The sequence below is a fragment of the Nesterenkonia sp. DZ6 genome (assembly GCF_022565835.1).
Lineage (GTDB): Bacteria > Actinomycetota > Actinomycetes > Actinomycetales > Micrococcaceae > Nesterenkonia.
The window spans coordinates 16683-37066 of sequence record NZ_JAJOYW010000006.1; the positions used below are offsets into that span (position 1 = coordinate 16683).

Annotated in this window: 19 protein-coding genes; 14 read left to right on the forward strand and 5 right to left on the reverse strand. The window is 67.6% G+C overall.

From position 1 onward, the window contains the following. Positions 1-12: 12 nt before the first annotated feature. Complete coding sequence (locus tag LTH93_RS12575; protein WP_241471152.1) at positions 13-1680, reverse strand: DUF7059 domain-containing protein; 1668 nt, start codon at positions 1678-1680, stop codon at positions 13-15. Further along, positions 1680-2627 carry an oxygen-dependent tRNA uridine(34) hydroxylase TrhO gene (trhO, locus tag LTH93_RS12580; RefSeq protein WP_241466015.1) on the reverse strand — a complete coding sequence of 316 codons (948 nt, stop codon included), beginning with the start codon at positions 2625-2627 and terminating at the stop codon, positions 1680-1682. Before trhO ends, LTH93_RS12575 begins: the two co-directional genes overlap by 1 nt. Positions 2628-2715: 88 nt before the next feature. Here trhO and LTH93_RS12585 point away from each other — a divergent pair, with 88 nt between their 5' ends. The 10 genes from LTH93_RS12585 (at position 2716) to LTH93_RS12630 (ending at position 12581) form a co-directional block, all read left to right on the forward strand. Next, a complete protein-coding gene (locus tag LTH93_RS12585; RefSeq protein ID WP_241471153.1) occupies positions 2716-3417 on the forward strand; it encodes a GNAT family N-acetyltransferase in 702 nt (233 codons plus the stop codon). Positions 3418-3527: 110 nt separating this feature from the next. Beyond that, positions 3528-4574 carry a homocysteine S-methyltransferase family protein gene (locus LTH93_RS12590; protein ID WP_241471154.1) on the forward strand — a complete coding sequence of 349 codons (1047 nt, stop codon included), beginning with the start codon at positions 3528-3530 and terminating at the stop codon, positions 4572-4574. A gap of 81 nt (positions 4575-4655) precedes the next feature. Beyond that, a complete protein-coding gene (locus tag LTH93_RS12595; protein WP_241471155.1) occupies positions 4656-7094 on the forward strand; it encodes a DEAD/DEAH box helicase in 2439 nt (812 codons plus the stop codon). 393 nt (positions 7095-7487) lie between these two features. Beyond that, positions 7488-8486: a MetQ/NlpA family ABC transporter substrate-binding protein gene (locus LTH93_RS12600; RefSeq protein ID WP_241471156.1), complete on the forward strand. Its 999-nt coding sequence runs from the start codon at positions 7488-7490 to the stop codon at positions 8484-8486. Next, the gene (locus LTH93_RS12605) at positions 8483-9511 is read left to right on the forward strand and encodes a methionine ABC transporter ATP-binding protein (RefSeq protein ID WP_241466006.1); all 1029 of its coding nucleotides are present in this window, start codon (positions 8483-8485) and stop codon (positions 9509-9511) included. Before LTH93_RS12600 ends, LTH93_RS12605 begins: the two co-directional genes overlap by 4 nt. Further along, on the forward strand, positions 9508-10185 hold the full coding sequence (locus tag LTH93_RS12610) for a methionine ABC transporter permease (protein ID WP_241466004.1): 678 nt from the start codon (positions 9508-9510) through the stop codon (positions 10183-10185). Before LTH93_RS12605 ends, LTH93_RS12610 begins: the two co-directional genes overlap by 4 nt. A gap of 74 nt (positions 10186-10259) precedes the next feature. After that, positions 10260-11282, forward strand: a complete 1023-nt coding sequence (locus LTH93_RS12615; RefSeq protein WP_241466002.1) for an aldo/keto reductase — start codon at positions 10260-10262, stop codon at positions 11280-11282. Between the two features lie 345 nt (positions 11283-11627). Beyond that, the gene (locus LTH93_RS12620) at positions 11628-11852 is read left to right on the forward strand and encodes a DUF4244 domain-containing protein (RefSeq protein WP_241466000.1); all 225 of its coding nucleotides are present in this window, start codon (positions 11628-11630) and stop codon (positions 11850-11852) included. After that, the gene (locus LTH93_RS12625) at positions 11836-12186 is read left to right on the forward strand and encodes a TadE family type IV pilus minor pilin (RefSeq protein ID WP_241465998.1); all 351 of its coding nucleotides are present in this window, start codon (positions 11836-11838) and stop codon (positions 12184-12186) included. Before LTH93_RS12620 ends, LTH93_RS12625 begins: the two co-directional genes overlap by 17 nt. Next, entirely contained in the window at positions 12183-12581 is a 399-nt protein-coding gene (locus LTH93_RS12630; protein WP_241465996.1) for an Rv3654c family TadE-like protein, read from the forward strand. Before LTH93_RS12625 ends, LTH93_RS12630 begins: the two co-directional genes overlap by 4 nt. Positions 12582-12654: 73 nt before the next feature. Here the strand turns inward: LTH93_RS12630 and LTH93_RS12635 are convergent, their stop codons facing one another. Further along, positions 12655-13824, reverse strand: a complete 1170-nt coding sequence (locus LTH93_RS12635) for a M20/M25/M40 family metallo-hydrolase (RefSeq protein WP_241471157.1) — start codon at positions 13822-13824, stop codon at positions 12655-12657. Between the two features lie 51 nt (positions 13825-13875). Here LTH93_RS12635 and LTH93_RS12640 point away from each other — a divergent pair, with 51 nt between their 5' ends. The 4 genes from LTH93_RS12640 (at position 13876) to LTH93_RS12655 (ending at position 16907) form a co-directional block, all read left to right on the forward strand. Then, on the forward strand, positions 13876-14688 hold the full coding sequence (locus LTH93_RS12640; RefSeq protein WP_241471158.1) for a hypothetical protein: 813 nt from the start codon (positions 13876-13878) through the stop codon (positions 14686-14688). 14 nt (positions 14689-14702) lie between these two features. Continuing rightward, positions 14703-15395: a MurR/RpiR family transcriptional regulator gene (locus tag LTH93_RS12645; RefSeq protein ID WP_241471159.1), complete on the forward strand. Its 693-nt coding sequence runs from the start codon at positions 14703-14705 to the stop codon at positions 15393-15395. Further along, a complete protein-coding gene (gene menC / locus LTH93_RS12650; protein ID WP_241471160.1) occupies positions 15395-16525 on the forward strand; it encodes an o-succinylbenzoate synthase in 1131 nt (376 codons plus the stop codon). Before LTH93_RS12645 ends, menC begins: the two co-directional genes overlap by 1 nt. A gap of 103 nt (positions 16526-16628) precedes the next feature. After that, positions 16629-16907, forward strand: a complete 279-nt coding sequence (locus tag LTH93_RS12655) for an Lrp/AsnC family transcriptional regulator (protein WP_036476260.1) — start codon at positions 16629-16631, stop codon at positions 16905-16907. Between the two features lie 133 nt (positions 16908-17040). Here the strand turns inward: LTH93_RS12655 and LTH93_RS12660 are convergent, their stop codons facing one another. Both LTH93_RS12660 and LTH93_RS12665 read right to left on the reverse strand, forming a co-directional pair. After that, positions 17041-19161, reverse strand: a complete 2121-nt coding sequence (locus tag LTH93_RS12660; RefSeq protein WP_241471161.1) for a TRAP transporter permease — start codon at positions 19159-19161, stop codon at positions 17041-17043. Then, positions 19158-20162, reverse strand: a complete 1005-nt coding sequence (locus tag LTH93_RS12665) for a TAXI family TRAP transporter solute-binding subunit (protein WP_241471162.1) — start codon at positions 20160-20162, stop codon at positions 19158-19160. Before LTH93_RS12665 ends, LTH93_RS12660 begins: the two co-directional genes overlap by 4 nt. Between the last annotated feature and the right edge of the window lie 222 nt (positions 20163-20384).

A 20384-nucleotide genomic window follows, 5' to 3' on the forward strand; every position in this document is an offset into this window, starting at 1 on the left:
AGGCCGGTGGAATCAAGACTCCCTGAGGTAGCCCTCGACGTAGAGGTCGAGGATTTCGCTGCGCAGCTCCTGTTGAAGCTGGCCTTGATCGGTGGACTCATCCGCCATCAGAGCGGCGACGGCGGTGACGAGCGCGGCGGCCTGATACTCCCCGTCGGCGGCTCCCAGCAGGCCCGCCGCGGCGCTGGAGACGGCCCGACTGCGGCGCAGCCCAGCGCCCTGACGTGCGAGGATCACCTCCGGGTGGACGGCGCCGAAGCGCTGATGGCGTTCTTCGGTGACATCTGCGGCGACGGCGAGGACCGCATCGAGCACCGCCTGCGGGTCCCGGGCGACGGCTTCTGCCCGGGCCGCGGTGGCCCCGATCACCGGTCCCAGCGGCCGCTCCACCGCGCCGGTGAGCTCCTCGAATCTCCGCCAGGGCGTGATCGCGCCCGCATCTGCCGGGCGGCGTCGGATGAAGATCATCCCGAATCCCACCGCGAGCACCGCGCGGGAGTCGAAATCATCCAGGTATTCGGCGTAGCGGCGGCGGTAGTTCTCCGGCTCACGCTGGGTGGAGGCGTCGCGCAGCCAGGTCTCGGCGTATGCGGAGCTTTCCTGCCGGTCGCGCTGGATGAACCAGGCATCGACCTCCGCGCCGAACGTCTCGCACCACAGGCGCGGTCGGGCGTCCCAGGCGGCGTGGTCCTGGATCTCCCAGTTGCCCAGCAGCTGCGCGGTCCCGGACTCGGCGAGGTGCTGGGGCAGCGAGGCGATCAGCTCTGCCATGAGCAGATCGCCGGCCCGGCCGCCGTCTCGGTAGGTATAGCGCCCGTCGATCTGCTCATCCTGCGGACGCGGGGTGATGACGAAGGGCGGATTGGAGATGATCAGGTCGAATGTCCGCCCGGCCACCGGTTCCAGCAGGCTGCCCTGCACCAGCTCCACCCGAGCACCGAGGTCTCTGGGGTCCAGCCGCAGCGCGGGGGCGTTGAGAGCCAGGTTGAACTCGGTGAAGTCCAGTGCCCGTTGACTGAGATCGGTGGCCACGACATGCTCGGCGTGGTCCAACAGGTGCAGCAGCTGGATTCCGCAGCCGGTGCCGATCTCCAGGGCGCGCTTGACCGGAGTGCGGTGGATGCTCGCCGCCAGGGTCAGACTCGCGCCGCCGATCCCGAGCACATGCTCGGGATGCAGCGGACCCTGCACCTGTGCGGCGGGAAGGTCGCTGGCCACCCAGAGGTCGGCCAGGCCCCGAGCCTGCTCGGCCTGGTAGGGCCGCAGGTCCACGCTGGGACGGTAGAGCGCGGCGTCGTGCCCTTCCCCGGGCGCCGGGGGCCCCGGTGCCACGGGGGCTGCTCGGTGCACCAGGTTCAGGCGGCGCAGACCGTCGACGCCGACCTGAGGCAGGGCGGCATGCAGCTGCGCGGCGGTGGTCTCGAGCCCGAGCAGCCAGAGCCCGGTGAGCACGGCGCAGGGGTCCGGCGCGGGTTCGGCGGCCAGCAGCTCCGAGACCCGCAGCGCTGCGGGCACGGGCTGATCGCGTTCCAGCGCGGCGAGCGCGACGGGGCCCAGCAGCTGCGTGACACGTTCGTTGGTGAACTGCGCGGAGACCAGGTCCGTGCGCAGGGCGGCCAGCAGCTCGGAGTCAGCGACCGGGGCCGGCAGGATGACATGCTGCTGCTCGAGATGGCTCATCAGCGACGCACCTTCTGCAGGGGACCGGCATTGGGATCGGAGGGGTCCTGCTCCAGCCGCGCCTGACAGTTCTCGCAGCGGGTGGTCTCCGGTATGTCGCGGTGGTCATCGCAGTAGAGCTGCAGCGTGGAGCATCCGCGGTCCATACAGTTATAGAAGGAGCTGGTCGGGCTGGCGCAGCGGCTGCATTCACCGATGGTCTTGGCCTCGGAGGAGAAGCGGGTGTTCATCCGGGAGTCGAAGACGTAGAGCTCGCCCTCCCAGAGTCCCTGATCACCGAAGGTCTCTCCGTAGCGGACGATCCCGCCGTCGATCTGGTAGACCTCTTCGAAGCCGCGCCGGCGCATCAGCGCCGAGAGGACCTCGCAGCGGATCCCGCCGGTGCAGTACGTCACCACCGGCTGGTCCTTGAGGTGGTCGTATCTGCCGGAGTCCAGCTCTGCGATGAAGTCCCGGGTGGTCTCGGTCTCCGGGACCACAGCGTTCTTGAACTTTCCGATCTGCGCCTCCATGGCGTTGCGGCCGTCGAAGAAGGCGACCTCCACGCCTTGCGCCTGCTTCGCCTCGACGAGCTCATGGACCTGCTGCGGCTGCAGATGCTCACCCCCGCCGACGACGCCGTGCTCATCGACCTCGATCTCCTCGGGCACGCCGAAGGCCACCAGCTCGGGGCGGACCTTGACCGAGAGTCGAGGGAAGTCCTCCGCCCCGCCGTCAGACCATTTGAAGGCCATCTCACGGAACGGGGCGTACGCCCGGGTCTGCTTCACGTACTGCTTGACCGCCTTGACCTCACCGCCGACGGTGCCGTTGATCCCCTGCGGGGAGATCAGGATCCGGCCCTTGACTCCGAGTTCCCGACAGAGGGTGTGCTGCCAAAGCCTCACCGCCTCGGGATCCGAGAGGGGGGTGAAGGCGTAATAGAGGACGATCCGGGACATGCTCACCTCTCAAGGGTAGTTCTGAACAACATCTTTATGAACTCGTTGTCCTGCCCTCTCACGGTGCGCTGCTTTTTCTTTGTATGGTCGGACTATGACTTCTGAGCTGAGCGATGACCTTGTCCGCCACTGGGTAACCGGATGGGCGCGAACTCACGACTATGACGTCCACCATGAAGGCAATGTTCATTCCGCTCTGCGCTCCGGAGATTCAGACGAGTGGGAGTACGTACTCTATTCCCCTCAGGACACCGACCTGCGCAAGATCGCCTCCGCCGTCTCCAAGGATTCCGCCCGGCTGCTGACCGTGATCGCCGAGCCCGGCGCCGAGTCGCTGAGCCAGAGTCCGATCGAAGGCCTCCAGCTCATCAGCGATGAGGAGAGGCTCATGGTGGTGGACATGGACACCCAGGACGTCGAGGATCCGATCACCCCGGAGGGGTACACCACCACTCGCGAAGACCATGACGGCTGGACGCTCTTTACCGTGCGCGACGGGGACAAGGTCGCCGCCCGCGGCCGGGTCGCCACCGTGGGCCATTACGCGATCCTCGACCGGATCTATACCAACGACGACTATCGCCGCCAGGGCCTGGGCACCTATGTGACCCGCGCACTGATCGCCATCGCCCATGAGCACGACGTCGAAGAAGGCCTGCTCGTGGCCACCGGTGATGGCCGTGAGCTCTACGAGTACCTGGGCTGGACCCTGCTCGGCGACGTCCACGTCTACGGCGCCACCTCGGGTGGACGGCTGCGCCCGAGCCACTCCCAGTTCGACGACCTCAACGACTAGGCTCCGCGCGGCACCTGTTGTATGATCGGCGAATTGGTTGCATTAAGTTCAATTGTTCATAAATCATTGAAGGAAGATGCAGCTCCGCACCGTCGCTGAAGGAGCACCCCATGGCCGCCAACCCGTTGACCGACCGCCTCGATGCAGGCCCCGTCATCTGCGCCGAAGGATTCCTCTTCGAACTTGAGCGGCGCGGCTACCTCACGGCAGGAGAATTCGTGCCCGAGGTGGCGCTCGAGCACCCTGATGCGCTGCGCGCGCTGCACCGGGACTTTCAGCGCGCCGGCTCGGACATCGTCGAGGCGTTCACCTATAACGGGCACCGGGAGAAGATGCGGGTCATCGGCAAGGAGGACCTGCTCGAACCGTTGAACCGCTCGGCCCTGCGCATCGCCCGTGAGGTCGCCGATGCCCGACCCGGGGACCTGGTGGCCGGCAACATCTCCAACACCAACATCTGGGACCCCGCGGACGTGCAGCGCCAGAACGAGGTGCGCGGCATGTTCGAGGAGATGGTGGGCTGGGCGGCGGAGGAGGGCGCAGACCTCATCGTCGGCGAGACGTTCTACTATGCCGGGGAGGCGCTCGCGGCCCTGGACGTGGCCCGGTCCTCAGGGCTTCCCGTGGTGCTCACGCTCGCGCCGATGGCCTTCGAAGAGATGGCCGACGGGCTCGGCGTGGTCGAGACGTGTCAGCGCCTGGAGCAGGCGGGCGCCGACGTCGTCGGGCTCAACTGCTTCCGCGGCCCGGACACCATGATGCCGTGGCTGCGCCAGATCCGGGAGGCAGTCTCCTGCCACGTGGCCGGGCTGCCCGTGCCCTACCGCACCACGCAGAGCGAACCCACCTTCTTCAACCTCACTGATGTGCGCGCCAGCGTGCCGTCCCCGCATGGACGGACCTTCCCCACCGCGCTGGATCCGCTGTACACCAATCGCTATGAGATCGGCGCGTTCGCGAAGGAGGCCTACGACCTGGGGGTCAACTACCTGGGGGTCTGCTGCGGCGCCTCGCCGATGCACATCCGCGAGACTGCCGAGGCCGTGGGGCGCAGCACCGAGGCCAGTAGGTACTCCGAGCGCATGGAGAACCATTTCATGTACGGGTCCCATGATCGGCTGCCCGACCACATCCGGTCCCTGGGGGATCGCGCCTGAGCAGCACCGGCGCATCAAGCGCTGTTCAGTGCTGCCAGCGCAGCGGGGGTGAGAGCAGGATGCTGACGTAGCCTGAGGGTGATGCCCGATCAGGAATCCTTTGAGCTGCTGCGCCGTGCGGGTCTGCCGGCTGAGATCGGCGACGCCGGTCCGCTGCGCCACGTCCGCACGCTGCCGGCTCGGCAGGCGCAGACCGCCGCCTGGCCTGAGTGGGTGCCCGCTGAGCTGCGCGCGGGCTACCGGCAGCTGGGGGTCTCCGGGCTCTACACCCACCAGGTGCTCGCCGCCGAGGCCCTGCACGCCGGGCGCCACACGATCCTGGCCACCGGCACCGCATCGGGGAAGTCCCTGGGCACCCAGCTGCCCGGACTGGCGGAGATCTGCGGAGGCCCGCGCGGGGCGCTGCCATCGGCAGGCCACGGCGGTGCTTCCGGGAGCCTGGGCCCTCCGCCCAGCGTGGGCACGACCATGCTCTACCTCTCCCCCACCAAGGCGCTGGCCGCCGATCAGCTGGATGCGCTGGGCCAGCTGGCCGAGGCCACCGGGCCCGCCGGCACCCAGGGCGGCATCCGCCCGGCCTCATACGACGGGGACACCGACCCTGCTGAGCGCCGCTGGGTCCGCCAGCACGCCAATGTGGTGCTGACCAATCCCGACATGCTCAACGTCGGGATCCTGCCCAACCATCGGGCCTGGGCCAGGTTCTTCGCCCGGCTGCGCTATGTGATCATCGATGAGGCGCACAGCTGCCGCGGGATCTTCGGCTCACATATCGCGCTGCTGCTGCGCCGGCTGCGGCGGATCTGCGCCCACTACGGGGCCTACCCGGTCTTCACCGGGGCCTCCGCGACGAGCGGTGACCCCGCCACGTCGTTCTCCCGGCTGATCGGGCACCCCGACACCGCGGTCCGAGCCATCACCGAGGACGGCTCACCCCACGGTGCCGTGGACGTCTACCTCTGGGCGGCCTCGAACTCCGCGCTGACCGGAGACAACGCGGCACCGCTGAAACGCAGCCTCACCGTGGAGGCCGCAGACGTCCTCACCGACCTGGTGGTCGCCGGGCACCGGACGCTGGCCTTCATCAAGTCCCGGCGCGGGGCCGAGACCATCGCACAGATCGCCGCCGATTCGCTCGCCGAGGTGGACCGTGACCTGCGCGGACGGGTGGCAGCCTACCGGTCCGGCTACCTCAAGGAGGAACGCCGCGAGCTCGAGGACGCGCTGCGCGAAGGGCGGCTGCTGGGCGTCGCCTCCACCCCTGCGCTGGAGCTGGGAATCGACATATCCGGACTGGACGCGGTGATCATCGCCGGCTGGCCCGGCACCCGAGCCTCGTTCTTCCAGCAGCTGGGCCGGGCTGGACGCTCGGGCCAGCGCGGTGCCGCGTTCTTCATCGCCGGCGACGATCCGCTGGACTCTTATCTGCTGGACCACCCCGAGGCGATCTTCGACACCGCTGTCGAGGATGCGGTGACCGATCCTTCCAACCCGCATGTGGCCGCGCCGCACATCCTCGCCGCCGCCCAGGAGCTGCCGCTGACCCATCCTGACCTGGAGCTGTTCGAGGCCTGGCTGATCGGGTCGCTCACCGAGCAGGGGCACCTGAGACGCCGGCCGCGGGGCTGGTTCTTCGCCCACGACGACGTCTCCGCCGCGGCCTGGGTCAAGCTGCGCTCCGACGGCGGCGGGCCCTACACGATCGTGAACGCGCAGGACGGCACCGTCGTCGGTGACATGGGCTCCGCCCAGGCGCAGCCGCAGGCCCACCCGGGGGCGGTCTATGTGCACCAGGGGCGCAGCTACATCGTCGAAGAGCTGGATCGGGAGAACAGCGCGGTGCTGGTGTTTCCAGCGAGCCCGCCGTATTACACCCAGGCCCGGGAGACCACCTCGATCGAGGTGGTGCAGATCGAGGAGTCCATGGACTGGGGCCGTTACCGGCTGCACTCCGGGATGGTCGAGGTGACCAGCACCGTGGTGGGCTTCCAGCGCAAGGCGCTGGGCTCCTCCGAGGTGCTCTCGGACGAGCCGCTGGACCTTCCACCCTCCACGCTGCGCACCCAGGCGATGTGGATCACCGCCCCGGAGACCGAGCTCGCAGAGGCGGGCGTGATCCCGGAGCATGTGCCCGGAGCGCTGCATGCCGCCGAGCACGCGATGATCGGGCTGCTGCCGCTGCTGACCTCTGGTGACCGCTGGGACATCGGCGGCGTCTCCACCGCGCTGCACCGCGACACCGAGCTGCCCACGATCTTCGTCTACGACGGGCACCCCGGCGGAGCCGGGTTCGCGCGGCGCGGCTTCGAGCTGGCCGCCGATTGGATCGGCGCCACCGCCGAGACCATCGCCGGCTGCGGCTGCGCCACCGGTTGTCCCTCCTGCGTACAGTCCCCCAAATGCGGCAACAGGAACAACCCGCTGGCGAAGCAGCCGGCGCTGGACCTGCTGCGCGCGATCCTCGCTGCCCGCCCAGAGGAATCAACCCATGACGGAGACCCCGCAGCGCCGGACGGCTGAACACATCTGACTGCGTGACGCAATATGAACACGTCCGACAAACGTGTTGGACGTGGGCTACGATTGAACCTGCTTCAAGAGAAGTGACCTGGAGAACCGCCCTCGGGCGGTGATCCGACGATCCGTTCACGGTCACTCACCAACCCCATGTTCAAGGGTGGTCCCGGATCACGAAGCGGCTTGTTCTCACCTCAGACGGAGCTCCGAAGCTCCCTGTGGTGCTGATTGGGACAGGCAAGAGCAGCGTCGAAAGGAACCCCACCGCACCGTGCACCGAGTTGTGCACCCTCTGCTCGTGCGTGAACATTAGCGAGCCCCCAGCGACATATTCCTGGGACACCCCTGTCACTTTTCCGGGCGAAGATCCGCCCGTACAGACCGAAGGATCACCTCATGACGACCCATCAGCAGACCCCCGCTGCACCCGCCGTTCGCCTCCGTCATCGCGGGCTGAGCGCGCTGGCCGCCAGCGCCGTCCTGGCCCTGGCCCTGAGCAGCTGCAGCGCCTTCGACCGCGGCGGCGACGAGGCCGAGGCTGCTCCCGCCGACCAGCAGGAGTTCACCATCGGCGTGGTCGGCGCCAACGAGAGCCACCGCGAAGTCGAGCGCATTGCGGAGGAGGAGCTGGGCTACGAGATCGAACTCGTCGAGTTCACGGAGTACACCCAGCCCAATCCGGCACTGACCAGCGGCGACATCGACGCGAACTGGTTCCAGCACACTGCTTACCTCGCGGACTACAACGTCAGCTCCGGGGAGGATCTGCAGCCCATCGGCTCCACCGCCGCGGTGCCGCTGACCCTGTACTCCAACGAGTACACCGACGTCAGCGAGTTCTCCGAAGGGGACACCATCGCGATCCCCAATGACGCGGTCAATCAGGGGCGCGCCATCAACACCCTGGTGGCCGCCGGGCTGCTGGAGCTCTCCGAGGAGACCCGCCAGCCCGAGCCGCGCCACATCGACGAAGCAGCCTCCACCGTGGCGGTGCAGCCGGTCGCCGCCCAGCAGACCGTCAACGCGCTGGAGTCGGTGGAGGGTTCTGTCATCAACAACAACTTCGCCCAGGACGCCGAGCTCGACCCCGACGCTGACGGCATCTTCGCCGATGACCCCACCGACGCCGCGGCATTCCCCTACATCAACGCCTTCGTCACCCGCGCGGAGGACAGCGACAATGAGGCGCTGCGCGAGATCGCAGCGGTCTACCACGACGAGCGGGTGCTCGAGATCGAAGCCGAGCTCTCGGCCGGAACCTCGGTTCCCGCCTCGGATGTGACGCCCGAGCAGCTCCAGGAGGCGCTGGTCGACTATGAGGACTCGCTGCGCGATGCAGCTGGCGAGACGAGCGAGGATGGCGAGTCCGGGGCTGAAGAGGACGACGACGCGTGAGCACAGCCCCGCTCATCGAGTTCAACCGCGTCTCCCGCACCTACGGCACGGGAGACAAGACCGTCACCGCGGTCGACGACGTGAGCCTGCGCGTCGACCGCGGTGAGGTCTATGGCGTCATCGGGTTCTCCGGGGCAGGGAAATCCACCCTGATCCGGCTCGTCAACGGGCTCGAGCGACCGACCGCAGGGTCCGTCCATGTGCTGGGGCAGGAGATCTCCGCCATGCGCGAAGGGCAGCTGACCAAGGTGCGCTCACGGATCGGCATGGTGTTCCAGCAGTTCAACCTGTTCCACTCCCGCGATGTCGCCGGCAATGTCGCATACCCGTTGAAGGTCGCCGGGTGGAAGAAGGCTGAGCGCCAGGCCCGGGTGGAGGAGCTGCTGGATTTCGTCGGACTGACCGACAAGGCCTCGCAGCACCCCGAGCAGCTCTCCGGCGGGCAGAAGCAGCGGGTCGGCATTGCTCGCGCCCTGGCAGCCAAGCCGGACATCCTCTTGGCCGATGAGTCCACCTCGGCGCTGGACCCCAACACCACCGGTGAGGTGTTGAGGCTGCTGCGCCGCGCCAACGAGGAGCTGGGCATCACCATCGTGGCGATCACCCATGAGATGGAGGTCATCCGTTCCATCGCGGACCGGGTCGCGGTGATGGACCAGGGTCGGATCGTGGAGACCGGACTGGTCTATGACGTGTTCTCCAGCCCGCGGGAGACCAAGGACGCGAGCTTCGTCGGGGCAGCCCTGAAAGACCGGCCCACCGCGGAGGATGTGCAGAGGATCCGCGGTCACGCCACGGGGCGGCTCATAGTCGTCTCGCTGCAGAACGCGGCGGCGGTCAGCGCCGTGCTGGGCGAGGCGGCCTCCCACGGGGTGGCCTTCGAGATCGTTCACGGCGGCGTGAGCACCACCAAGAACGCCTCCTATGGTCTGCTCACTCTTGCATTGGAGGGTGACACCAGTGCGGTGGAGACCTTCGTCATGGCGCTCAACGCGGCCGGAGAGGTGCAGGAGGTGCACGAATGATCGACACGTATCGAGCTCTGGACTGGAGCTACTACGGGCCTGAGCTGCTCGAGGCCATTTTCGACACCATCTACATGGTCGCCTGGGCATTCCTGCTGGGCGGCTTCATCGGGCTGGCCATCGGCCTGACGCTCTACACCACACGTGAGGGCGGGCTGCTCTCGAACAAACCCGCATATGTGGCGATGAACTTCGTCGTGAACCTCATCAGGCCGATTCCCTTCGTGATCCTGATCGCGGCCCTGCAGCCCGTGACCATCTACGTGATCGGGTCCGGGATCGGCAACGATGCGGTGATCTTCGTGATGATCTGGGCCTCCACCTTCGCGATCGCGAGGATCGTGGAGCAGAACCTGGTCTCCATCGACCCCGGGGTGATCGAAGCTGCCCGCGCCATGGGCGCGTCCCGGCTGCGCATCATTCTCACGGTGCTGCTGCCGGAGGCGCTGGGCCCGCTGATCCTGGGGTATACCTTTGTGATCATCGCGCTGACCGACATGTCCGCCCTGGCGGGCATCATCGGCGGTGGCGGCATCGGAAACTTCGCCATCGTCGAGGGGTACAACCGCTTCAACCCCGAAGTGACCTGGCTGGCGGTGATCGTGGTGATCATCTTCGTCCAGTCGCTGCAGCTGGTGGGCAACTGGGCGGCACGGAAGGTCATGCGGCGCTGAGCCCCCTGCAGGAAGCCTCTGCCGACCCGCCGTCGTCCCTGCTCTCTGCCCATGAACCACGGAAGGACTCACCCATGACTCTGCGCTCCATCACCTTGGGAACCGACGAGCATCGTCTCGAGACATCAGCACTGGGCTACGGTGCGATGTCGTTGGCGGGGGCCTACGGTGCGATCGGTGAGGCCGATGCACTCGCGCTCCTGGACCACGTGGCGCAGCGCGAGGTCACGTTCCTGGACACCGCGAACATCTACGGCGACGGTGAGAGCGAACGGGTGCTGGGGGTGTTTCTGAAGCACCGGCGCAGGCAGTTCGTCCTGGCGACCAAGGTCGGCATCGAGAAGGGCGCGGGGGTCGGGCAACGCCGCGCGCGAGGGGACGCGGCGTATATCAGGGAGCAGATCGATCTGAGCCTGCGCCGTCTGGGGACAGACCATGTGGACCTCTACTATCTGCACCGGGTGGATCCTGACACTCCGATCGAGGAGAGCGTCGGAGCCCTGGGCGAGCTGGTCACGGCCGGCAAGGTGCGCGCCATCGGCCTCTCCGAGGCCACGGGAGAGGAGATCACCCGCGCCGATGCGGTGCATCCGATCACGGCGGTGCAGAGCGAATGGAGCATCTTCGCCCGGGATGTGGAGACCCATGTGCTCCCGACCTGCGCGCGGCTGGGCATCGGCTTCGTCCCGTATTCCCCGGTGGGCCGGGGCCTGCTCACCGACTCCTTCGATCCGAAGAGTCTCCCGGCTGACGACATCCGGCAGAACTTCCCGTGGTTCACGCGTGAGAACATCACGCACAATGCCGCTCTCACCGCACAGGTGCGCGATGTCGCCGCGCGTCTCGAGATGCCTGCGGCAGGACTGGCGCTCGCCTGGCTCTATCAGCAGGCCGCCGCCCTGGGGGTGCAGATCTCGCCGATCCCCGGAACGCGGACTGCGGGTCACTGGGATGAGCTGCAGCGCGGGGTGGATGTCTCGCTCCCCGGTGACGCAATGGCAGAGCTCGACGCCCTGGCGGGGCAGGTTCGCGGGGATCGCAGCTTCGATCCGCGCTGGGTCTCCGGCGGGCGCGAAGGACTGCTTCCACGCGGCTGAGCACCACGCCAGTCTCATCCATTGTGCAATTCGATCGGGTTTTCGGGCGAAATGCACGGAGGAACCTGCACAGATTGCACACTCGATGCTGAGATGCCGATTCCTCGCCGACCCTCCCCTGATGTTTGCCCCCAGCACGGACGGTTCGGAGCCCTGCGTCGTTCTTCTCCACAGCATCGCGCTGTCCTGAAGGATCGCCGATCATGCGTCTCAGACTGGGAACACCTGCAGCCAGCAGGGTTCACCAGTCGTCACCTCCACGGGTCCGCGAGTGTCGGATGAGCGAGTCTCCCTTCTGAGACCTGCAGGTCCCGGGCGCCGGGCGACCGTCACGGAAGGCCTGTCATGAGAAGCATTCTGATGGAGAAGACTCCGGCGCGCACCGGTCCGCAGGAATCCAGGAGCTGGGTGCAGCAGCTCCATCGTGAGGAAGAAGGGCTCGCGACGGCCGAATACGGCATCGTCATGCTCGCCGCGGTCGGGTTCGCGGGGCTGCTGGTGGCGGTGCTGAGCTCCGGCACGGCACGAGGACTGCTGAGCGGCGTCGTGGAACGTGCGCTCTCGTTCTGAGCGCGGCTCGATCAGCGCGGAATTCGCGGTGGCGCTGCCCGGGGTGGTGCTCGTGCTGCTGCTGGTGCTCGCCCTCAGTCTCCATGGCGCCGCCCAGGTCACTCTGGAGACGGGAGCTCGGGCCGCGGCTCGGGAGCTGGCCCGCGGGGAGGACCCCGCCGCGGCGGAGGCGGCCGCCCGGCGGGTCACCGGTGAGGAGGTGTCCTTCCAGCTCAGCCACGATCAGGACTACGTCACCGTGGCGCTTGCCCGCCCGGTCCGGGTGCTCGGGTGGGTCGAGGTCGGGATGACCCAGGATGCCCGCGCCACGGCCCGGGTGGAGAACCTGCCATGAGGCCCCGGGTGTCGCTCTCGGAAGAGCGCGGTTCGGGCACCGTCCTGGCTCTGGGGCTGATCATGGTGCTGCTCATCCTGCTCGCCGCGGCGCAGACCCTGAGCATGGTCGCGGCGTCCTCCGCGCAGGCTGCCCGGGGAGCGGATCTGGCGGCGCTCGCGGGAGCCGATGCGGCCCGCGGCCTGAGCACCGGGAGCCCGTGCACCGTGGCGGAGGCGGTGGCCGCCCGCAATGCAGTTGAGCTCACCAGCTGCACCGTGACCGGCGAATACCGCACCGAGGTGCTGGTGAGCACCGTTGTGCCGATCCTGCCGGAGCGGCTGCTGGACGCCGGCGGTGTGGATCTCTCCGGACTGCTCAGTCGCGGGGCTGCGCGCGCCGGGCCTCCCCCGTGATCGGCAGGCTGGACCGAGATCCGCGCGAGGACCGCGCGAGCAGAGGCTGCCGCCCACCGGGGGCCGGTCTGGCTCAGAGACGGGCGAGCAGCGCCGCCAGCAGAGCGATCCGCTCTGGGATCGATTCCAGCCGGACCTGTTCATGATCGGCGTGGGCACCGGCGCCATCGGGACCCAGACCGTCGAGGGTCGGCAGGCCCAGCGAGCCGAGGAAGTTGGTGTCTCCTGCTCCTGCCGCGGGCCGACCGCCGACGGTGGGAAGTCTAGCGTCCGCAGCGGCGGCCTCCACCGCGGCGAGCAGCTCCTCATCGGCCGCGTCGGCCTGCCAGGCGGGGCGCTGGGACAGGGTCTGCACCTGCAGCTGGGCGTCCCGACGGACCGGGACGAGATCACTGATGGACGCCAGCACCTGGTTCTCCACCTCGGGGGTGCGGAACCGCAGTCCCACCTCCACCGATGCCGCCGCAGGCACCACATTGGTCTTGCCGCCGCCGGCGATGGTCCCGACATTGCACAGCACATCTCCCGGAGCGGCGTCCTGGGCCGATCCGATGATCTCGCGCAGGGCGAGGATCTGATCCACCAGCTCCTCGATGGCGTTGACTCCGCCCTCGGGGTCCAACGCCGCGTGCGAGGCGCGCCCGGTGACCTGAAGCCGGAGCCTGGTGCTGCCGAGCCGACCGACCTTCAGCGCTCCGCCGGGGTGGGGGGACTCGAAGCCCAGCACGGCGCTGACTCCCTCGGCGCTGGCCAGCAGCAGCTCCCGCGAGCTCGGGGACCCGATCTCCTCGTCACCGACCACGATCACCCGCACCGGCGGCCGGCTGAGGCCCAGCTCTGTGCTGACGCTGAGCCCCTGGTGCATGATCAGCAGCCCGGACTTCATGTCGAAGATCCCGGGCCCGTGGGCGATGCCTGCTTCGATGCGGAACGGCATCTTCTCCAGCGTGCCGGTGGGCCAGACCGTGTCGGAATGTCCGATGAAGAGCACCGGAGCGGCCTCACTGCGCTCACCGGCTCCCGGGACGTCCATCACCAGGTGCGTCCCCCACTCCCCCTCGTGGACGGCGACCTCGGCATCGTGCTCGGTGAAGAGCACGCGCACCTGATCAGCCACTGAGGTGACCCCCTCGGCGTCTCCGGTGGGCGACTCGGTCACTACCATCCGTTCCAGAAGCTCGAGGGTGCGGTCATAGCGATTCCTTGCCAGGTCAAGCAGGGCAGTGGGAGAAGAGTTGTCCATGGGGCTATGATACGCAACGTAAGAACATAGACCAGGCTTCGAGAGGACCGCATGACAAATCAGGATGCAGCCGCACCCGCTTCCCCCGCCATGCCGGAGACGATCAGCCTGGATGATGGGGTCACAGTGCGGGGTCTCACCGAGGTCGCCGAGCTGGAGGCCGCATGCCGGCTCTACCGCGAGGTCTTCTCCTACAGCGGGGAGGACCAGGGGATCAACGCCCGCCTGTTGAAGAACCTGCTCACCTATGGCGGCACAGTCATCGGTGCGCTCGACGCCGCCGGTGCCTTGCGCGGCATGGCCTTCGGCTGGACCGCGGTGGAGACCGATCAGGATGATCCGCACATCTACCACTTCTCCCAGGCCGCAGTGGTCTCCCAGGACCTTCAGGGCCAGGGCGTCGGCCGCGCGCTGAAGAACGTCCAGGCCGCCGTCGCCCACCGGCAGGGATCAAGCCGCATGCGCTGGACCTACAACCCGATGATCAGCCGCAACGCCCACTTCAACCTCGACGTGCTCGGCGCGCAGGGCCGCTGGTTCACCCGCGACGCCCTCGCCGGGCCCGGCACCGATCGCATCACGGTGGAATGGCGACTCGATGAGTCGCACGAGGGACACCGGGTGGCGACTGACAGCAGGTTTGAGGCCGAGCTCGCGGCACACCCGCTCACCACCCCCGGGGAGATCCGGGCCGGCGGCGAATCCACCGCGCTCGCCGTCCCCGCCCAGCAGCCCACCGATCCGGCAGTCATCGAGCTGCTCCGATCGCGCTTCCAGGAGATCTTCGACCAAGGGTTCGTCGCGGTGTCCTGTCGCCGCATGGACGAGGACCTGGCTGTCTACAGCTTCACCCGACCGGCATGAACCGGATGAACAGCATGGTCACCGAAGATTTCACAGACCAGCATGCGAGTGGCGGAGCAGAGGACGCGGGGTCCGATGATCAGCGCGGTCCGGACAATCCAGCTGCGCGCTTCGGAGCCAGCATGTCCCCGCGGGCCTCGGCCAAGACCCTGCAGGCGCGACTGATCCGCAAGGAGCGCGAGAACCTGGAGCGGGTCTTCGCCAGCTTCGAGACCGAGGACTCGGTGGCCCGGGCCGCGGCGCTCATCGCCGGGGCGCGCCGTCGCTTCATCGTGGGCCACGGCAGGTCTGCGGCCTTCGCGCACCTGCTGGACCTGGACCTCTCCCATGGGGTCTCGCAGGTCTCGCTCATCGACGGCCAGAGCACTCGCAGCATCGATGTGCTCACCGATGTGCGCAGCACCGACGTCCTGGTCGCGTTCTCGATGCGCCGCTACCGCCGGGAGACCGCCGACCTGGTCCATGCCTTCGCCCAGCGCGGCGGCACTGTGGTCGCGGTGACGGACTCGGTCGATTCCCCGCTGGTCGCGCCGGCCAGCGAGGTCGTGATCGTGCCCACCTGTTCCGCCTCGGTCACCGACTCCGCCACCGGCATCGCCGCGGTGATCCACCTGCTCACCGCGCTGACCACCGCAAGTGCCAAGGGAAGCCGCCGTCGGCTGACCGAGAGAGAATCACTGATCCAAGAGATGGGACTGTATATCTGATGCGCGCCACAGAGATCGTGCTCCACGACGTCGAGCTGCCCCTGCGGCACGCCTTCGAGACCAGCTCACACCGGAAATCCTCGCTGCGCCACCTGTTGGTGGAGATGATCGCCGAGGACGGCACCGTCGGCTGGGGCGAGATCGCCTCCCCCGCCGGCCCCTTCTACGCCCCGGAGACGACGACGACGGCGTGGCAGACCGCGGTCGAACATCTGATCCCCGCCGTGCTCGGCGCAGACTGGGAGCACCCAGACGAGGTCGCGGGACTCTACGCGAAGGTGCGCGGAAACTATTTCGCCAAGGCCGGGATCGAGATGGCCGCATGGACCCTGTGGACCGCGGCCCGGTCGGTGCCGCTGGCACAGGCTCTCGGCGGGGAACGCGACTCCGTCATCGCCGGCGTCTCCTTGGGCATCGAGCCCAGCATCGACGCGCTGCTCACCGAGGTGACCCGCCACGTGGAATCGGGCTATCCCCGGGTGAAGCTGAAGATCGCACCGGGATGGGATGTCGAACCCGTGCGCGCGGTGCGTGCGGCCTTCCCGGACCTCGATGTCCATGTCGACGCCAACGGCGCCTACCCAGGGTCTGCCGAACCGGGCGGCGAGGAGGCCTTTGAGGTGCTGCGCGCCCTGGATCCCTTCCGGCTGACCATGATCGAGCAGCCCTTCGCGCCGAAGAACTTCTTGGACCACGCCCGTCTGACGGCGGCGCTGGAGACCCCGGTCTGCCTGGACGAGTCGGTGGAGACCCTCGATGACCTGCGGACCGCGCTGGCCCTGAAGGCCGGGAATGTGCTCAACATCAAGGTCTCCCGCATGGGAGGGCTCAGCGCGGCGCGCGACGCCCACGCCATCACCTCCGCCGCGGGCTGGCCGGTCTGGTGCGGCGGGATGCACGAGTTCGGGGTGGGCCGGCTCGCCAATGTGGCGCTCTCCTCGCTGCCCGGGTTCACGCTGCCCTCCGACGTCTCCGCCTCGGGCAAGTACTACGCGGAAGACATCATCGATCCACCGGTCACCGCCGAGCAGGGCGTGGTGCAGGTCCCGACCACCCCGGGGCTGGGCGCCGGCGTGCGCACCGACGTCATCGCCGCGCACGCGACCAGACAGCAGCGCTTCCAGGCCTGAACCCACCCCGCAGCGCGATAATCTGACGGCAGTACTCTGACACCAGCATCCTGACATCCCAGCGGTGCTCAAAGAGTCTCCCCGGCTGAGAGGCAGCGATAACATGGTCACCGCATTCGTGATGATGAAGACCGACCCCCACCGCATCCCCGAGTCCGCGCAGGACATCGCCAATATCGAAGAGGTCCAGGCCGTCTATTCGGTCACCGGCAAGTGGGACCTGGTGGCCATGGTGAAGACTCCGAACCTGGAGGATCTCAGCGATCTGGTCCCGGCGAAGATCTCCAAGGTGGCCACGGTCCATGACACCGAGACGATGGTCGCGTTCCGCACATACTCGGACCAGGAGCTCGAGGCCAGCTTCAGCCTCGGCGGAGAGTAGCCCCGCGGGGGTACGCGCCAGGCCCCCCGCCATGTCCGAACACTGAGGGCCCGACCGGATTCCGGTCGGGCCCTCAGTGTTCATTCATCCACGGTGCTTCGGGTTCCAGCGTCTTGAGCCCGGGCGGGTCGGCTCAGGCCATCCCGGGTGCTGGGTTCTCCACCGAGCCGCCGCCGCGGGCGGTCACATGGGGGCCGTCCTCCTCGGACGTGGCCTCCTCGGCAGACCCATCCCCGCGGCCGCGGCGGATGAACTGCAGCGCCACAGCAAGTGCCAGGGCCACCATTCCGCCGACCGAGAACGTCAGATCCGGGTAGATCAGCAGCAGACCACCGACGATCAGCAACGTCCGTTCGATGACCGAGGCGCGCAGGAAGAGATATCCGGCAAGGCCCGAGGACAGCGCGATCAGCCCCACGATCACGGTGAGCAGGGAGACCGCCAGCTCGTCCCAGGTGCCTTGCAGCAGCAGCGCCGGCTGAAGGATGAAGACATACGGGATCAGGAATCCGGCCAGCGCGATCTTCACCGCCGCCACACCAGCAGCCATCGGATTGGCCCCGGCGATGCCCGCACCGGCGTAGGCCGCGAGACAGACCGGTGGCGTGATGTCCGCGAGGATGCCGAAGAAGAACACGAACATGTGCGCCGCGATCAGCGGGACGTCGAAGTTGTTGTACAAGATCGGCGCCGCCACCGAGGCGGTGACCACATAGTTCGCGGTGGTCGGCAGGCCCATGCCGAGGATGATGCAGGCGATCATCACGAAGAAGAGCACCAGCAGGAAGCTGCCGCCGGCCAGCGACACCAGCCCGCGGCCGAGCTGGCCGCCCAGGCCCGTGGCGGTCACGGTGCCGGCCACGATGCCTGCTGTGGCACAGGCGGCGATCACTGGCAGAGCGGTCCGCGCAGCGGCGATGAACAGTTCCACGAATCCGCGCACGTTGAGCCGGGTGGAGGAGCGGAAGAAGCTCAGGACGATCGCGGTCGCGATGCCCAGCAGTGCCGCCCGGGTGGGGGTCAGGCCGGCGATGAGCGTGCTGATGATCACGACCAGCGGCAGCAGCAGGTCGGCGCGGGTGACCAGCGACCGGATGCTGGGCAGCTCCTCGACCGGCAGACCTTTGATCTCCCGGCGCTTCGCCTCGAAGTGCACCGAGAGGAAGGCGCCCAGGAAGTAGAGCAGCGCCGGGATGATCGCGATGACGATCAGCTCGTTGTACTCCAGGTTGGGCACGTTCTGCGCCATGATGAACGCCGCGGCACCCATGATCGGGGGCATCAGCTGACCACCGGTGGAGGCCGTGGCCTCGGTGGCGGCCGCGAAGTGTGGCTTGAACCCGGCCTTCTTCATGATCGGGATCGTGAAGGAGCCCGAGGCCACGGTGTTGGCCACCGAGGATCCGGAGACCATGCCCTGCAGGCCCGAGGCGGCGACGGCGGCCTTGGCCGGGCCGCCGGTGTACTTGCCTGCCGCGCGGAAGGCCAGGTCGTTGAAGAACTGGCCGATGTTGGTCCGGAGCAGGACCACCGCGAAGAGCAGGAAGAGGAAGATGAAGTTCGCCGAGACCTGCAGCGGAGTGCCGAAGATCGATCGCGTGGAGAGGAAGGTCTCCGTGGCGAAGGCGTCCCAGGAGCGTCCGCGGTGCGGGAAGATCGGGCTCATGTTGCCGAAGATCGCGTAGGCGATGGCGGCGGCGGCGATGATCACGATGGGCAGTCCCACGCAGCGACGCGTGGCTTCCAGGACCAGCAGGGTGCCCGCCACTGCCACGGTGTAGTCCAGCGCGCTGAAGCCGAGGATCTGAACGGCGTTGCCGACCAGGTACTCATAGCGGAAGACGATGTAGAGGTTGACCGCCATGCCTGCGGCGGCGAGCAGCGCGTCATACCAGGGCACTCCCCTGCCACGGCCGAGCAGCAGGTCTTTCCAGAGGACCCCGCTGGGCTTCGTGTTGAGCAGCTTCTTGCTCGCCGGGTAGAGCAGGAAGATCAGGGAGGTGGCGCCCGCGAGGTGCAGCGCGCCGTGGATCCAGCCGGTGAAGGGCCGCTCAAGCGCGTAGTAGAGGTGGTACAGCGTGAAGGCTACGGAGAGCCCGCCCACGATCCATGTCCACCAGCCCAGATCCGTCCGGAAGCGGCTCGAGGTGTCGTGCTTCCGAAGAATCTCGGCTGCGCGCTCCTCACCACCGACCCCCGGCTCCTGCAGATCAGCAGAAGCCGGGGAGCGATTCTCAGCAGTGCTGCGTGTCACGGCAGGTCAATGCCCTGCTCTTCGAAGTAACGCTCTGCGCCGGGGTGCAGCGGGATATCGCCGATCCCGGTCAGGGCGTTCTCTTCGCTGATGTTCTCACCGATCTCGAGCGTGACGTCTCCGGCGTTCTCCAGAGTGGCGGCGGTGATCTCGTAGCCGAGGTCCTCGCTGACCTGGGTGGTGGAGGCGACCAGGGCCGCGAACACCGAGACCGTGGTGACGTCCTCGTCGAGGAAGTCATAGGCGTCGGCGGAGATGTCGTAGGACTCGGCGCCGGACTCACCCGAGATGGACTCGGTCATGTCGTCCTCGATGCCCAGCAGCGCGACATCGGTGGAGGCGGCCAGCTGGGTCAGACCTGCCACCGGGACGCCGACCACGAAGATCGACGCGTCGATCTGGCCGTCAGCAAGCATCTCCGTGGAGGTGCCGAAGTCGGCGATCTCTGCGGTGTAGTCACCCTCCTCGATGCCGTGCGCGGCGAGGATCGCGTCGGAGATCGCGCGGGTGCCGGAGCCGACGTCGCCCACGGCGATGGTCTGTCCCTCGAGATCCTCGATGGACTCGATGCCGGAGTCTTCGCGGACGATGATGTGCGCGGCCTCGGGGTAGAGGTTGGCGATCCAGCCGAAGTTGTCCAGCGCCATGCCGTCGAGGTCATCGATCTCACCGTTGACGCCCATCTCCGCCGTGTCGTTCTGGGTCAGGCCGAGCTGCATCTCTTCCTGGAAGATGCCGCCCAGGTTGTCTGCGGAGCCGCCGGTCTCGATCGCGGTGACCGAGACGTCTTCGATGTTGTCTTCGAAGATCGAGGCCAGCTCGTCTCCCAGCGGGAAGTAGGTGCCGGCGACGCCGCCGGTGCCGAAGGTCAGCTCATTGGTGTAGCTGTCCTCGTCCCCGGTCTGGACGTCTTCGTCCCCACCGTTGTCATCTCCGCCGCAGGCGGACAGGGCTAGAGCGGCTGCAGCGGTGACTGCAATAGTTGTACGACGCATTTTCATGAGTCTTCTCCTCAGTCGAGTGATTCAAGGTGCGTTGAGTAGTCAGAGGTGCGTGGAGTAACCAGCGGGTTGAGTACACGGTGCGATGTGTAGTCAGTCACTTTACCGTGGTGTACGACACTTTACTGGCTCCGCGGATACCCTTTTTATACTGCCCTAGATGGATGAGCAGGGTGTTTCGTGATTTGCACAGCATGGAACCCGGTGCCAGGGCCGCGAGAG